The organism is Streptomyces sp. NRRL S-378 (genome assembly GCF_000720645.1).
GTDB lineage: Bacteria > Actinomycetota > Actinomycetes > Streptomycetales > Streptomycetaceae > Streptomyces.
On the sequence record NZ_JOBX01000079.1, the window covers coordinates 20,386 to 33,980 of the forward strand.

The 13,595-nt window shown below is 73.4% G+C and carries 10 protein-coding genes and 1 pseudogene; 3 read left to right on the forward strand and 8 right to left on the reverse strand.

Annotated features, from left to right (window positions below; translation table 11 throughout):
- Position 1: 1 nt before the first annotated feature.
- The 8 genes and pseudogenes from IH80_RS0134000 to IH80_RS0134040 all read right to left on the reverse strand — a co-directional run bounded on the left by IH80_RS0134000 (position 2) and on the right by IH80_RS0134040 (position 11,038).
- Positions 2-2,293 carry an NHLP family bacteriocin export ABC transporter peptidase/permease/ATPase subunit gene (locus tag IH80_RS0134000; RefSeq protein WP_030965593.1) on the reverse strand — a complete coding sequence of 764 codons (2,292 nt, stop codon included), beginning with the start codon at positions 2,291-2,293 and terminating at the stop codon, positions 2-4.
- Positions 2,290-3,096: an HlyD family efflux transporter periplasmic adaptor subunit gene (locus tag IH80_RS0134005; RefSeq protein ID WP_030965594.1), complete on the reverse strand. Its 807-nt coding sequence runs from the start codon at positions 3,094-3,096 to the stop codon at positions 2,290-2,292. Before IH80_RS0134005 ends, IH80_RS0134000 begins: the two co-directional genes overlap by 4 nt.
- Positions 3,097-3,196: 100 nt before the next feature.
- Positions 3,197-3,436, reverse strand: a complete 240-nt coding sequence (locus IH80_RS0134010; RefSeq protein ID WP_030965595.1) for a hypothetical protein — start codon at positions 3,434-3,436, stop codon at positions 3,197-3,199.
- A gap of 498 nt (positions 3,437-3,934) precedes the next feature.
- Positions 3,935-5,971, reverse strand: coding sequence for a DNA helicase RecQ (gene recQ / locus IH80_RS0134015; RefSeq protein WP_030965597.1), 2,037 nt, complete (start codon positions 5,969-5,971; stop codon positions 3,935-3,937).
- A gap of 558 nt (positions 5,972-6,529) precedes the next feature.
- Positions 6,530-6,724 (reverse strand): annotated as a pseudogene (locus tag IH80_RS47535) (hypothetical protein); the annotation flags it as partial.
- Between the two features lie 418 nt (positions 6,725-7,142).
- On the reverse strand, positions 7,143-7,994 hold the full coding sequence (locus tag IH80_RS0134030) for a class I SAM-dependent methyltransferase (protein ID WP_030965598.1): 852 nt from the start codon (positions 7,992-7,994) through the stop codon (positions 7,143-7,145).
- Between the two features lie 41 nt (positions 7,995-8,035).
- Positions 8,036-10,486 carry a SpoIIE family protein phosphatase gene (locus IH80_RS0134035; protein ID WP_030965599.1) on the reverse strand — a complete coding sequence of 817 codons (2,451 nt, stop codon included), beginning with the start codon at positions 10,484-10,486 and terminating at the stop codon, positions 8,036-8,038.
- A gap of 171 nt (positions 10,487-10,657) precedes the next feature.
- The gene (locus IH80_RS0134040) at positions 10,658-11,038 is read right to left on the reverse strand and encodes a calcium-binding protein (protein WP_051810237.1); all 381 of its coding nucleotides are present in this window, start codon (positions 11,036-11,038) and stop codon (positions 10,658-10,660) included.
- 375 nt (positions 11,039-11,413) lie between these two features.
- Here IH80_RS0134040 and IH80_RS0134045 point away from each other — a divergent pair, with 375 nt between their 5' ends.
- The 3 genes from IH80_RS0134045 to IH80_RS0134055 all read left to right on the forward strand — a co-directional run bounded on the left by IH80_RS0134045 (position 11,414) and on the right by IH80_RS0134055 (position 13,500).
- Positions 11,414-11,932, forward strand: a complete 519-nt coding sequence (locus tag IH80_RS0134045) for a MarR family winged helix-turn-helix transcriptional regulator (protein WP_030965601.1) — start codon at positions 11,414-11,416, stop codon at positions 11,930-11,932.
- Positions 11,933-12,067: 135 nt separating this feature from the next.
- The gene (locus IH80_RS0134050; RefSeq protein ID WP_030965602.1) at positions 12,068-12,532 is read left to right on the forward strand and encodes a hypothetical protein; all 465 of its coding nucleotides are present in this window, start codon (positions 12,068-12,070) and stop codon (positions 12,530-12,532) included.
- A gap of 74 nt (positions 12,533-12,606) precedes the next feature.
- Complete coding sequence (locus tag IH80_RS0134055) at positions 12,607-13,500, forward strand: NmrA family NAD(P)-binding protein (RefSeq protein ID WP_324609448.1); 894 nt, start codon at positions 12,607-12,609, stop codon at positions 13,498-13,500.
- The last annotated feature ends 95 nt before the right edge of the window (positions 13,501-13,595 follow it).

The window sequence follows — 13,595 nt, forward strand, 5'->3', positions numbered from 1 at the left end:
TTCAGTGCTCCTTGACGAGTGAGGCGTACACGCCCTGCGCGGCGACCAGGTGTTCGTGTCGTCCGCGTTCCACGACCGTGCCCCGGTCGAGGACGACGATCTCGTCGCTGTCGCGCACCGTGCTCAGCCGGTGGGCGATGACCACGCAGGCACAGCCGCGGCGGCGCAGGTTGTCGATGACGACCTGTTCGGTCACCGCGTCCAGCGCACTGGTCACCTCGTCGAGCACCATGACGCTGGGGCGGCGCACCAACGCCCGCGCTATCTCCAGACGCTGGCGCTGACCACCGGAGAAGTTGCGCCCGTCCTGCTCGACCCGGCTGTGGATGCCGCCGGGGCGGCGGGCCACCACCTCGTACACGGCGGCGTCCTCCAGGGCGGCGACGACCGCCTCGTCCTCGATGGTGGGGTCCCACAGCGCGACGTTGTCCCGGACGGTGCCTTCGAAGAGGAAGACGTCCTGGTCGACGAAGGAGACGGAGGCGGCCAGCGCGCCGCGCGGGATGTCCTCCAGTCGCATCCCGTCGATGCGGACGGCCCCCGCCCAGGGGGTGTGCAGACCGGAGACCAGCCGGGACACGGTGGACTTGCCGCTCCCGGAGCCGCCGACGAGCGCGACCTGCTGCCCGGGGCCGACCGAGAGGGAGAAGTCCTCGAACAGCGGTGGATCCAGCGGGCTGTGGCCGAAGGTGATGCCCTCCAGTTCCAGGTGCCCCTTCAGGCGCCGGGTGGAGGCGGCGGGCTCGCGCCGGGCGTACACCGGGTCGACCGGGAAGTTCTCGACGTCCCCCAGGCGGGCGACGTCGGCCGCGAAGTCCTGGATCCGGCCGACGACGCCGCCGAGCCGGGAGACCGGGGCGGTGAAGCTGGTGACCAGCGCCTGGAAGGCGACGAGCAGGCCGACGGTGAGATGCCCCTCCACCGCCCGGAGGCCGCCGATCGTCAGGATCAGCGCGCTGTTGAACACCGCCAGCGTGGGCGCGACGATCGCCAGCCACGCGCCGGGTACGCCGAGCCGCTGCTGGACGTCCAGGGTGACCGCGTGCTGTCCGGCCCACCGGCGGAAGAACCCGTTCTCGCCGCCGGTGGCCTTCATCGTCTCGATGAGCTGGAGACCGCCGTACGCGGTGTTGGTCAGCCGGGCGCTCTCGGCACGCAGCTTCCGGGTCCCGGTGGCCCGCAGCCGGATGACGATCCGCAGGGCGACCACGTTGAGCAGCGCCACCGCCACGCCGACGAGCGTGAGCTGCGGATCGTACGTCCACAGCAGCACCGCGTAGAGGACGACCACCACGGCGTCGACGCCCGCGGCGGACAGGTCGCGTGCGAGGGTCTCGGCGACCGCGTCGTGGGACTGCAGGCGCTGGACCAGGTCGGCGGGGTTGCGCTGGGAGTAGAAGGCGACCGGGAGCCTGAGCAGGTGCCGGAAGAAGCGGGCGCCGCCCAGTGTCGAGGAGATGATGCGCCCGCGCAGCAGATTGGCCTGCAGCAACGCGGTGAGGACCGCGGTGAGGACGAGCGCGACGGCCATCGCGGCGAACAGCACGCCCAGCAGGGACGTCTGCTCCCCGATGAGGAACATGTCGATGTACGTGCGGCTCAGCGCCGGCACCGACGCGCCGACCGCGACCAGGAGGAGGCTGCAGAGCACGGCGGCGGCCATGGTGCCCGACGTGCCCCGCAGCCGGGCCGGCACGGAGTCCAGGACGCCCGGCGCGCGACCGCCGCGGCGGAAGCCGGCCCCGGGCTCGAAGGTGAGGACGACCCCCGTGAAGCTGGTGTCGAACTCCTCCATGGGGACGAACCGGCGTCCCTTGCCGGGATCGTTGACGTACACGCCCCGGCGGCCGAACCGCCGCGTCATGCCCTCGTAGACGACGTAGTGGTTGAACTCCCAGAAGAGGACGGCCGGGGCGCGGACCCCGGCGAGCGCGGCCAGGTCCATCTGCATGCCCTTGGCCCTGAGACCGTATCCGCGGGCGGCCTTGAGGAGGTTGCTCGCCCGGGAGCCGTCGCGGGAGACGCCGCAGGCGATGCGCAGTTCCTCCAGGGGGACGAAGCGGCCGTGGTGACCGAGCACCATGGCCAGGGCGGCGGCGCCGCACTCCACCGCCTCCATCTGCAGCACGGTGGGAGTGCGCACCGGCCGGGGCGTCCGGCCCGTGGGCACCGACGCGGGGGCGCGTGCCGGCCTGCGGCGGGCCCCGCCCTTCGGCTCGGGGCGGTGGCGCCGGCGTCCGGCGGGCGGGAGGTGCGGGGTCCGCGGCGGCGCCCCGGTCTGCGGAGCGCTCATGGCAGCAGCCAGTCGACCGGGCGCTGCGCGGCGAGGTGGACGGCGCCGGTCACGGGCGTCCTCGAGTCGACGGCGTACGGGGGACCGCCCGCGGAGGACCAGCGGTAGCCGGACGCGGTGGAGGCGGAGCGTTCGAGCCGTACGACCACGGCCACCGGGCTGCCGTCGCGGGAGAACTGCTCGGCGAGCCCGCCGTCGCCGAGGAAACCGGCGATCTGCGCCCGCGTCAGGGGTGCGCGGCCGACCTGCGTGACGCGCCCGCGCAGCATGCCGAACCGCTGCCGCGGGACGGACTGGACGTCCAGGTCGACGGCGGCGCCCACGGGGACCGCCGGGCCGCTGCCGCCCGGCACGTAGAGCACGGCCACCAGGGGGTCCTCCGGATCCTTCACACGTTCCAGGACCGCCACGTCGGCCCCCGTGGCGACGACCGAACCCGCCTTCGCCGACAGGGTCGTCAGACGGCCGCCGGTCACCACGCGTACGGGTCGTTCGCCCTGCTCCGTACGGACGTTGAGCAGGGGAGCCCCGGCGGCCAGCGACTGGCCCTCCTCGGCGAGGACCGCGGTCACCTGGCCGGCGACCGGCGTCTGGAGCACGTAACTCCCCTCGGCCCGGGTGAGGATGCCGGGTGCGTTCAGCTTGGCCGACACGGTGCCCGTCAGGGCCCAGTGGGTCGCGGCCGCCATGACGGCGACGGTCACGGCGAGGACGAGTCGCCCCTGCGGGCGGGCGAGACGAACGGGCAGATCGAGTTCTTCGGGCGATTGCAGCTTGGAAAGAGCCTTTTGGCGAAACTCCACGGACCATTCCTTCGACTGCGTCTTTCAGCGGTGGAGCACGGGAACAGCGGTGAACCCCGGAGCCGTGGGGGACGCTCCGGGGTTCACCGGGATATCCCGATCAGAGACCGGCGCGACCGGCGTTCACCGAAACACCGGTGATTCCCGTGGCGAGGCCGGGGACCTGGGAGACGAGACCCGTCGCGGCCTGGACGGTGTGGAGGGAGCCCACGACGCCCGCGAGGTCGTTGACATCGCTGGTCACGGCGCCGGCCAGGCCGCCGGAGACACTGATGATGCCGCCGGAGACGGCGTCCAGCTCGGTGTCGTCGATCTCGCGGGTCTCGATGTCGTTACGCATGGCGCGCACCTTTCATTGGGGGGAGGAATTCATCGCCGCTGCCGGTTTCCGGTGCGGCGATGCGCACGATGAAAGCACGCCGACGGGCCGCTCAACCAATCCCGTTGACTGCCCGTCACAGGTGGGGGGTGCCTCCGGTGACGGACGTGCAGCTTGATTCACGGAATGGTGGCGACTTCTTCACGAGATCGAGTAACAGATAGGGGCCGCCCCTTGCCTCCAGGGAATGGAGCGGGGCAAATCGCCCCTGAAGGGAAGGCCTGAACGGGGGGTGCGCGGGGGTGGGGAGGTCGCTTGTCGAGATCGCGGACACGATGTGCAGGTTTCCCGGGGGCGCGTGCGGTGACGGGCCCGCCACACCCGGTGCGTACGGCGAAGGGCCGGGTCGTCGGTCGACGACCCGGCCCTCGGGCGTGTTCGCGGAGTCCCACCTGCCCCGCGGGCGGCCGCCGCTGTTTCGCGGAGATTTCCCGGGCCGCTGCGGGCGGACCCGGGGGGTCACTGCCAGTCTTCGTCCCAGGGCGGCGGGTCCATCTCGTCCAGGTCGAACGGCGGCTCGTCGAGCTCCGGCGCCGCGGACCGGGCCGGACGGGAGGCGGTCGGAGCGGGGGAGTCCGGCGCGGACGTGGCCGGCGCGACGGCTTCGGCCGGGTGCGCGGCGGCAGGGGCGGGAACGGCGGGACCGCACTCCGCCAGGGTGGCCAGCACGCCCTCCGCGTACTTGGAGAGCTTCGCCTCGCCGACGCCGCCGATGCCGGCCAGCTCCTCCACCGTGGCGGGCACGCGCGTCGCGATCTCCCGCAGCGTCGCGTCGTGGAACACGACGTACGCCGGGACGCCCTGCTCCTTCGCCGTCTCGGCCCGCCAGGCGCGCAGGGCCAGGAAGACCGGCTCGGCGGCGGCCGGCAGGTCGACCGGCACGCGGGCCCCCTTGCCCGAGCGCGAGCCGGACTCCTTGCGGGAGGAGGCGGCCGCGGGCGCCTTCTCCTTCCGCATGAGGACCGTGCGGCGGCCCCCCAGCACCTCGCCGCTGTCGTCCGTCAGCACCAGCGTCCCGTAGTCGCCCTCCACCGCCAGCAGCCGCTGCGCCAGCAGCTGGCGCACGACGCCCCGCCACTCCGCGGTGCCCAGGTCGGCCCCCACGCCGAACACCGAGAGCGCGTCGTGGTCGAACTGGATGACCTTGGCCGTCTTCTTGCCCTGGAGGATGTCGATGATCTGGCCCGCGCCGAACTTCTGCCGCCGCTCCTTCGCCAGCCGCCACACGGTGGACAGCAGCTTCTGCGCGGCGACCGTCCCGTCCCAGGACTCGCCCGGCGTCAGGCACGTGTCGCAGTTGCCGCACGGCGTGCCCGTCTGACCGAAGTACGCCAGCAGCCGCACCCGACGGCACTCGACCGTCTCGCACAGCGCCAGCATGGCGTCGAGGTGCATGCTCAGGGAGCGGCGGTGGGCCTCGTCGCCCTCGGATCCGTCGATGAGCTTGCGCTGCTGGACCACGTCCTGCAGGCCGTACGCCAGCCAGGCCGTGGCGGGCTCGCCGTCGCGGCCGGCGCGGCCGGTCTCCTGGTAGTAGCCCTCGACCGACTTCGGGAGGTCGAGGTGCGCCACGAAACGCACGTCCGGCTTGTCGATGCCCATGCCGAACGCGATGGTGGCCACCACCACGACCCCCTCCTCCCGCAGGAAGCGCGCCTGGTTCGCCGCGCGGGCCCGGGCGTCCATCCCGGCGTGGTAGGCCACGGCGTCGATGCCCTGCTCCACCAGGGAGGCCGCGGTCTTCTCCACCGAGGCCCGGGAGAGGCAGTAGACGACGCCCGCGTCCCCGGCGTGCTCGGTCCGGATCAGCTCCAGCAGCTGCTTGAGCGGGTTGTTCTTCGGGACGATGCGGTACTGGATGTTCGGCCGGTCGAAGCTGGCGACGAAGTGCCGGGCGTCCTCCAGACCGAGCCGAGCCACGATCTCGGCATGGGTGGCCTCGGTGGCCGTCGCCGTCAGCGCGATCCGCGGCACCTTCGGCCAGCGCTCGTGCAGCATGGACAGCGCGAGGTAGTCGGGCCGGAAGTCGTGACCCCACTGGGCGACGCAGTGCGCCTCGTCGATCGCGAAGACCGACACCTTGCCCCGGTCGAGCAGCCGCTGGGCGCTCTCGGTGCGCAGCCGCTCGGGGGCCAGGTACAGCAGGTCCAGCTCGTCGGCGAGGAAGGCCTGCTCGACGGCCTGCCGCTCGTACGGGTCCTGCGTCGAGTTGAGGAAGCCGGCCCGCACCCCGAGCGTGTTGAGCGCGTTCACCTGGTCCTGCATCAGGGCGATCAGCGGCGAGATCACGACGCCCGTGCCCTCCCTGACCAGCGCCGGGATCTGGTAGCAGAGCGACTTGCCGCCGCCGGTCGGCATCAGCACGAGAGCGTCGCCGCCGCTGATCACCTGCTCGATGATCTCCTGCTGCTCACCGCGGAAGGAGCTGTATCCGAACACGCGGTGCAGAACCTGCAGAGCGTCGGAGGTATCGGGGGAAGTGTCCGGAAGGGCCATCCACGAAGCCTATCGGCACCCGCCGACAGCCCGGGCCCGCCCGCAGGAACCCGGCGGGCGGGGGAGCGGTCCGCAGGGACCCCCGACGGGTGTCAGTGCGCCGCCGGCCTGGCGGCCAGGGAGTCACCGAAGTCCCACAGGAAGACCACGGAACGGTCGCCGCCGGTGGACCGGACCGGGACGTTCACCTCGGACAGGAACGAGGTCAGGTACGGCTGCCGGCCCGCCCAGCGGGCCGCGAACCACGGGCCGGCGTCATCGCGCAGCAGCGCGGTCGCCGCCGTCGGGTCCGTACAGCTCGCGCCCCAGGCCCTCGCCGTAGCGGCCGACCTGGGTGGCCAGGCTCCGGCAGGCCCGGTCGGCCGCCGACTGCGACCAGCGGCCGCGCGGGGCGCCCGTGGCTGGGCGTCGTCCCAGTTCCGCCGCGGGGTGTGGGTCGGGCTCGTGGCCGCGAGGGGCCCTCGGGGGCCTTTCGCACGGGTCGGCGCCATGGCGGGGGAGGGCTCCGCCCATGTCCCCGCCATGGCGCCGTCGGCCCGGCAACGGGCCCGTGCCAGGTCAGTTCACGCGTTCGATGCGAGCGCGGCGGATGAGGTTCTTGCCCGGTTCGCGGACCTTGTCGAAGGCGGCGTTGTTGAGGAGGACGCAGCTACCGGAGGGGCCGTTGACGGTGACGGTGGTGGTCTGGTTGTTGTCGAGGTTGGTGACCTTGAGCTTGGTTCCGACGGGGAAGGTGCCGCTGGTCGCCGCCGGGCGCGACGGATGAGGTTCTTGCCCGGTTCGCGGACCTTGTCGAAGGCGGCGTTGTTGAGGAGGACGCAGCTGCCGGAGGGGCCGTTGACGGTGACGGTGGTGGTCTGGTTGTTGTCGAGGTTGGTGACCTTGAGCTTGGTTCCGACGGGGAAGGTGCCGCTGGTCGCCGCCACCAGCGGATTCAGTTCTTGTCGCCGTGTTACAAATCCGGCGGGGGCCGGGGATCCGGCTGCTCCGCACGGCCCGCCGCGCGGGCCCTGCGCGCCCGGAAGCCGCCCGAAAGCGCAGGTCGCAGCCCCTGCCGCCGGGGCGGATCGACGAGCGCTGCGCCCGCGCGGGTCCTCGGGAGCGCCGCCGGGACGACCGGGCCGCACGGATCCTTAAGGCTCAGTTGATCCCGCCTTAATGCTCCGCGGCGTCAGGGGCGGGTCGCCCGGACGATCCAGGTCGCGGAGGCGTAGCGCACGCCGTCGCCCGTCTCGTGGGCGGTGAGCGTGGCCCTCAGACCGTCGACGGCACGACGCCGGCCCTCCTCGTCGAGACCGTCGAGCATCCAGCCGAGCAGGCCCAGCGTGAAGCGCTCCGCGTCGGCCGCGTCCTCACCGAACCACATCGCCTCGCCGTGCGGCTCCAGCACGACGCCGGTGAAGCCGGCGGCGTCGAGAACGGTCCGCACCCGGGCCGGATCGGCCAGCGAGAACGGTCCGGGAGCGTCGGGCGGGGGCCCGGTCAGCGGACGTCCCGCGGCCAGTGCCCCGGTGAACGCGAGGAACCACTCGTTCTTCTCCGGCTCCTGCCACACCAGCTGTACGAGGCGGCCGCCGGGGCGCAGCGCACCACCGATGTTGCGGAACGCGGACACCGGGTCGGCGAAGAACATCGTCCCGGTGCGGCTCACGGCCACGTCGAACGACGCCGCGGGGAACGCGTGGTTCTGGGCGTCCGCCTGTACGAACTCGGCGTTGGGCAGGCCTTCGGCCACCGCCCGCCGCCGCGCCTCCCGCAGCATCGCCGCGGACAGGTCCACACCCAGCGCCAGGCCTCCGCTCGCCCGCCGCGCCGCGGCACGGGTGGTCTCGCCGGTGCCGCACCCGATGTCCAGCACCCGGTCGGAGGCGGACACGTCGGCCGCGGCCAGGAAGTGCGGGAGATAGGCGCGCACCGCGCGGTCGAACCGGTCGGCGTGCTCCGCCCAGTACGTGCCCTCCCGCCCGTCCCAGGCAGCCGCCTGCTCGGCGTTCGAGGGATCGACCCGCGGAGTGCTGCTCACGGCCACCACCTCCCGTGGTTCCAGAGCGTGGGCCGGCGCCGTCAGGCGTGCGGCAGGGTCTGTTCGGACCACACGGTCTTGCCTCCCATGGTGTATCGGCTGCCCCAGCGGTGCGAGAGCTGGGCGACGATGTACAGGCCGCGACCGCCTTCCTCGGAGTTGCGCGCACGGCGCATCCGGGGCTGGGTGTTGCTGGAGTCGGAGACCTCGCACGTCAGGGTGTCCGCCCGGATCAGGCGGAGCCGGACCGGGCCGCCGGCGTACCGGATGGCGTTGGTGACCAGCTCGCTGACGATGAGCTCCGTGCTGAAGGAGAGTTCGTCGAGGTCCCAGGCGGTCAGCTGGGCGAGGACGAGATGGCGTGCGTCGGCGACGACCGCCGGGTCCGCGTCGAGCAGCCACGTCGCGATGGAGGGGGCCTCCACCACCCGGGTGCGGGCCAGCAGCAGGGTGACGTCGTCCCTCAGCCTTCCCGGCGGCAGCCCTTCCATGATGTCGTGCCGGGCCTGGCGCAGCGGCCGTCCGAGTACGTCCGAGCGCAGCAGCCGGTCCGCGAGGTCGCGCATGCCGTGCTCGATGTCCCCCTCCCCGCGTTCGATCAGGCCGTCGGTGTACAGGGCGAGGACGCTGCCCGGCGGCAGCTCGCGCTCGACGGGCTCGAAGGGCCAGCCGCCGACCCCCAGGGGCGGGCCGGGGCTCAGCTCGACGTACTCCACGGTTCCGTCCGGGCTGACCACGGCCGGGGGCGGGTGGCCGGCGCTCGCCATGGCGCAGGTCCGGGTGACCGGGTCGTACACGGCGTACAGGCAGGTGGCACCGGCCGGGCCGCCGGGCAGCGGAATGCCGGGGTCTGCGTCGTCCGGGTCGTCGCTCTCGGCCTCGGAGGCGAACTGCACGACCATGTCGTCCACGTGCGCGAGCAGTTCCTCGGGCTCCAGTTCCAGGTCCGCCATCGCCCGTACGGCACTGCGCAGGCGTCCCATCATGGCCGTGGCGTGCAGTCCGTGGCCGGCGACGTCCCCGACGACGAGGGCGACACGGGCCGACGACAGCGGGATCACGTCGAACCAGTCGCCGCCCACTCCGCTGTCCGCGTCGGCGGGCAGGTAGAGACCGGCGGCCTCCACCGCGGGCTTCTCCGAGGTGGCGGGCGGCAGAAGGCTGCGCTGCAGGCCCACGGCGGTGCGGCGTTCCTTGGTGTAGCGCCGGGCGTTGTCCACGGCGACGGCCGCTCGGGCGGCGATCTCCTCCAGCAGGGCGAGGTCGTCCTCCTCCGGCGGAGCGGCGTCGCCCGTGCGCCAGAGCGTGAGCCTGCCGAACCTGATGCCCCGTGCGCACAGCGGGGCCGTCATCGCCGAGTGCGCCCCCGGGACGGCCGTGGCCCACGCGGGGGCCGCGTCGTCCCCGGAGCCCGCGGGCCGGTCCCCGAGGCCGGTGATCAGCTCCCCCTTGCATTCCCGCCCTTCGGGCCCGTCCGGTGTGGTGGCCAGGGGCGCCGCGAACCGGGCCGTCCCGGTGCGCAGCGCCTCCGATTCCGCTCCGGCGACGGCCATCCGGATCAGGGGCAGCGTGAGCTGCCCGTCGGCGGGTGGTTCACCGCCGGTCAGCACGGTCTCCGCCAGGTCCACCGCGGCGCAGTCGCCGAACGCGGGCGCCAGGACCCTCACCAGGTCCTCCACGGTGCGCAGGACGGACAGGGAACCGCCCAGCGCTCCGGTCGCGCGGTACAGCAGGTCCAGGCGTCCGCGCGACCGTTCGTGGTCGGTGACGTCGGTGAACACGGCCGCCACCCCCATCGGGTGGCCGTCGGGTTCCTGGAGCCGGAACGCCTGGATGGTCACGATCCGGCCGCCCCTCGGGTCGTCGAGGGTGCGCACGGTCGTGTTGAGGCCGACCAGGGGGATCCCGGTGTGGACGACGTCCCGCAGCCGGTCGTCGATGATCCGCGCGTCCTCGGCCCACAGGAAGTCGGCCAGCCGCCGCCCGTACAGGTCGGCGGGCACTCCGGTGTACGGCAGCAGGTGCGAGTTCGTCCGGAGCAGCCGCAGGTCCCTGTCGAAGACGGCCAGGCCCACCCGGCCCTGCAGGAACAGTTCGTGCGTGAAGGCGTTGTCCTGCCGCCACCGGGCGACCAGCTCCAGGGCCGCGCCGAGCACGAGGAACCGGGCCGCGTCGCCGTGCGCGCCGTCGGTCAGCGGGACGACGCGGAAGCCGATCTCCAGCGCGCGGCCGGAGCCGTGCCGCAGTGAGGCGCGGCCCTCCCAGCCGGCCCGGTCCCCGTGCCCGGCGCCCTGGGCCAGCACCGCTTCCCAGCTGCCCGGCTCCGCGAGCAGGTCGCGTGCGGGGCGGCCGCACACATCCGCGGACCGGCGCTCCAGGAGGGTCTCGGCCGCCCGTGTCCAGGCGACGACCGTCCCGGAGCCGTCCAGCAGGGCCGCGGCCGTGTTGGTGACAGCGAAGGGGTAGTCCTGGTTGCTCTCGGTGGCGCGCATGCGTGCCCATCTCGTCCGCCGGTCCCGCTGACCTCATGCTGGTCGATGTCCGGAACGGCAGCCAGAGGCGTTGCGCCGTCCGGTACCGCTCCGGGCATCGCTCCCAGTGTCCCGCGGACACCCCGCGGGCAGGAGGTCCGCGGGACCGGCGGGCCGCCGCCCGGTCTCGTGCTACGGGCAGCTGATACGGGCGTCGCCCGGGTCGGTGGTGCAGGTGTCGGTGCCGGGGCCGCCGTTCGCGGTGTCGTTGCCGGCGGCGGCGTCGACGGTGTTGAGCCGGTCGTTGCCGTAGTTGCCCAGGAGGGTGTCGTTCCCGGCGTTGCCGATGAGCGTGTCGTCGCCGTATCCGCCGTCGATGTTGTCGTTGCCCGCACCGCCGTGGACGGTGTCGTTGCCGTAGCCGGGGCGGATCGTGTCGTTGCCGCCGAGTCCGCAGACCACGTCCGTGAAGAAGCCGCCGTTCAGGGTGTCCGCGCCGCTGGTGCCGATGATCGTGCAGCCGCGGGCGCTGTTCACGGTGGTGTTCGCGGTGGCCCGGTCGTTGCCGGGCACGGGGTCGGTCTCCGCCGCGGTCCAGGTCGCCCGGGGCGGACAGCGCTGCTCCGGGCAGGGCCACGGCGAGCGCCAGACCGAGGGCCACCGCTGTGCCGATCCCGTCCGCGCGGCGCGCACGGCCGCCCCGCGCCGGCCGTGCCCGGTCCCTGCGCGCACCCCACGTGAACGTCGACATGCAGACCCCTCTGCCGCTGCCAGCCCCGTCCTCGGTCAGTCCTCGTGACCGGCCACAGCTTCCGGCCACCACGTCGGGGGGACCATGACGGCTCGCCGCACGCGCTCCGCCGTGCACGGCGGTTCCACCCGACCGCCGTACACGGTCACCGGGGCGGCGACCTGGACACGAGGATAGTTAGCTGCCATATTTGTTTCATGACGAGGAGCGGGATCGACGGCGAGGCGCCCTCGCTGGATCAGGCGAGGCGGCAGGTCGAGCACTACGGCCTGGACGCCGATCCGCAGGCCGTGCTGGTCGCCGTGCGGCTGATCTCGGCGGGGGCGAGGGTCGGCCGGGCGGCCGAGGCGCACTTCGCCAGGTTCGGCCTGTCGACGGGCCGCTACCGCCTGCTCGCCGATCTCGAGGACCACGGCGGTGAGAAGTCCCCCTCCCGCCTCGCCGCCGACCTCGACGTCTCCAGGGCCACGGTCACCGGCCTGCTGGACGGTCTGGAACGGGACGGGCTGGTCGCCCGGCGGCCGTCCGCGGAGGACGGCAGGGGTACCGTCGCCATCCTGACGGCGAGGGGGGCGCAGCGCCTGCGCGACATGGCGCCCGAGCACTTCGGGCGGCTGGAGGCGATGGTGGGCGGGCTCTCGGTGGAGGAGCGCGCGGTGTTCCTCGATCTGCTCGCCCGTGTGGTGCGCGGCAGTGAGGCCCTGGCCGACGGCTGATCCGGCGCCCGGCCCGCTCCGCCCGGCCCCGCCCTTTAGGGCAGGGCCTTTTCCTTCCCCTGATAGTTAGCTGCCTAAGTATATGGGCCGGAAAAGTCCGGCCCGCTTGCCCAACCCAACGAGAAAGGGGTCGTCATGACCGCAACGAAGGACAGAGCCGGCCGCAGCCGCGCGACGCACCGGCCCTTCGCCCTGTGGCGCGAGGTGCTGACCGCCTACGCCGCCCCCGCCCTGACGGCCGGCGCCGCCGGAATCGCCACCGGGCAGCGGGACCTGGCCGTGGCTGCCGTGACCTCCATCGCGGGCACCTCCGCCGTGGTGGCGTTCCTGGTCGGCGCCTGGCTGCGGAACGGCGGGCACCCCCGGCGCTGGACCACCGGCCTGCCGAGAGCCGCCGTGACCGCCGTCCTGGCCGGCGCGGCCACCGGCGCGGCCGCACTGCTGGGATGGTTCGCCGCCCAGTGGCTGCCCGCCCACACCCCCGTACCCGCCACCCCGTGGCTGGAGCGGCTGCGGACCGACCTGCCCGTCTCCGCGGCCCTCGCCGCCACGATCGTCGCCCTGCGCTGGCGGAGCACCCTCGCCACGCCCCGCAGGTAGCCGACCCCGGGCGGCGCACTGCCGCCCGGAACCCACCAGGAATCAGGAAACGAGGTAACGAGATGATCGTCGTCATGGGAGCGACCGGAGCGACGGGCAACGCCGTGCTCCACAGCCTCCTCGCGCTCGGCGCACCGGTCCGCGCGCTGACCCGTACCCCGCACGCCCCGATACCCGGCATCACCGGCACGCACGGCCCGCGACCGGAGGTCCGGTACGCGGACGCAGCGGACGCCGGCTCGCTGCGCTCCGCCTTCGAGGGCGCGACCCGGCTCTTCCTCGCCATGGCCAACGGCCCCGCGCAGGTCGAACTCGAGACCCGCGCCGTCGACATCGCGGCCCGGTCCGGAATCGAACACGTCGTCAAGATCTCCGCGCCCGCCGCCGAGCACGACTCCCCGGTCGCCGTCTCCCGCGGACACCACGCCGTGGAGCAGCACCTGCGCGCGCTCGGGGTGAGCCACACCGTCCTGCGCCCCTACGCGTTCATGCAGAACCTGCTGCGGCTGGCCCCGGGGATCGCCCGGGGCGTGATCCTCGGCGCGATGGCCGACGCCCCCTGCAACTACGTCGACTGCAGGGACATCGGCGACGTCGCCGCGGCCGCGCTCACCGGGGCCGGTACCGGAACCGGCCCCTACGCCCTCACGGGGCCGGAAGCCGTCTCCCACCCCGAACTCGCCACACGCCTGAGCACGGTGACGGGGCATCGGATCCGTTACGTCAATCTCACCCCGGAGGACTTCCGCGAACACCTCGTCCGCCGCGCCCACATGCCGGCCTGGCTCGCCGACCACGTGACGGAGATCCAGCAACTCGCCGTCGCCCGGCCCGAAACCCCCACCGACACGGTCGTCCGGCTCCTCGGCCGACCGCCCCGGACCCTCGACGCCTTCCTCCACGAGAACCGCCACCGCTTCCGCCCGCAGGCCGGCGGCCCGGGGTCCCGCCCCGGGGGCAGCGTCTAGGCCGTTTCTCTCGGATCATCTGATCGTTGGTTGATGTGTGTCGTTGACTGACGCGCAGTGGGCGCGGATCGAGCCGTTGCTGCCGGACCGGACGC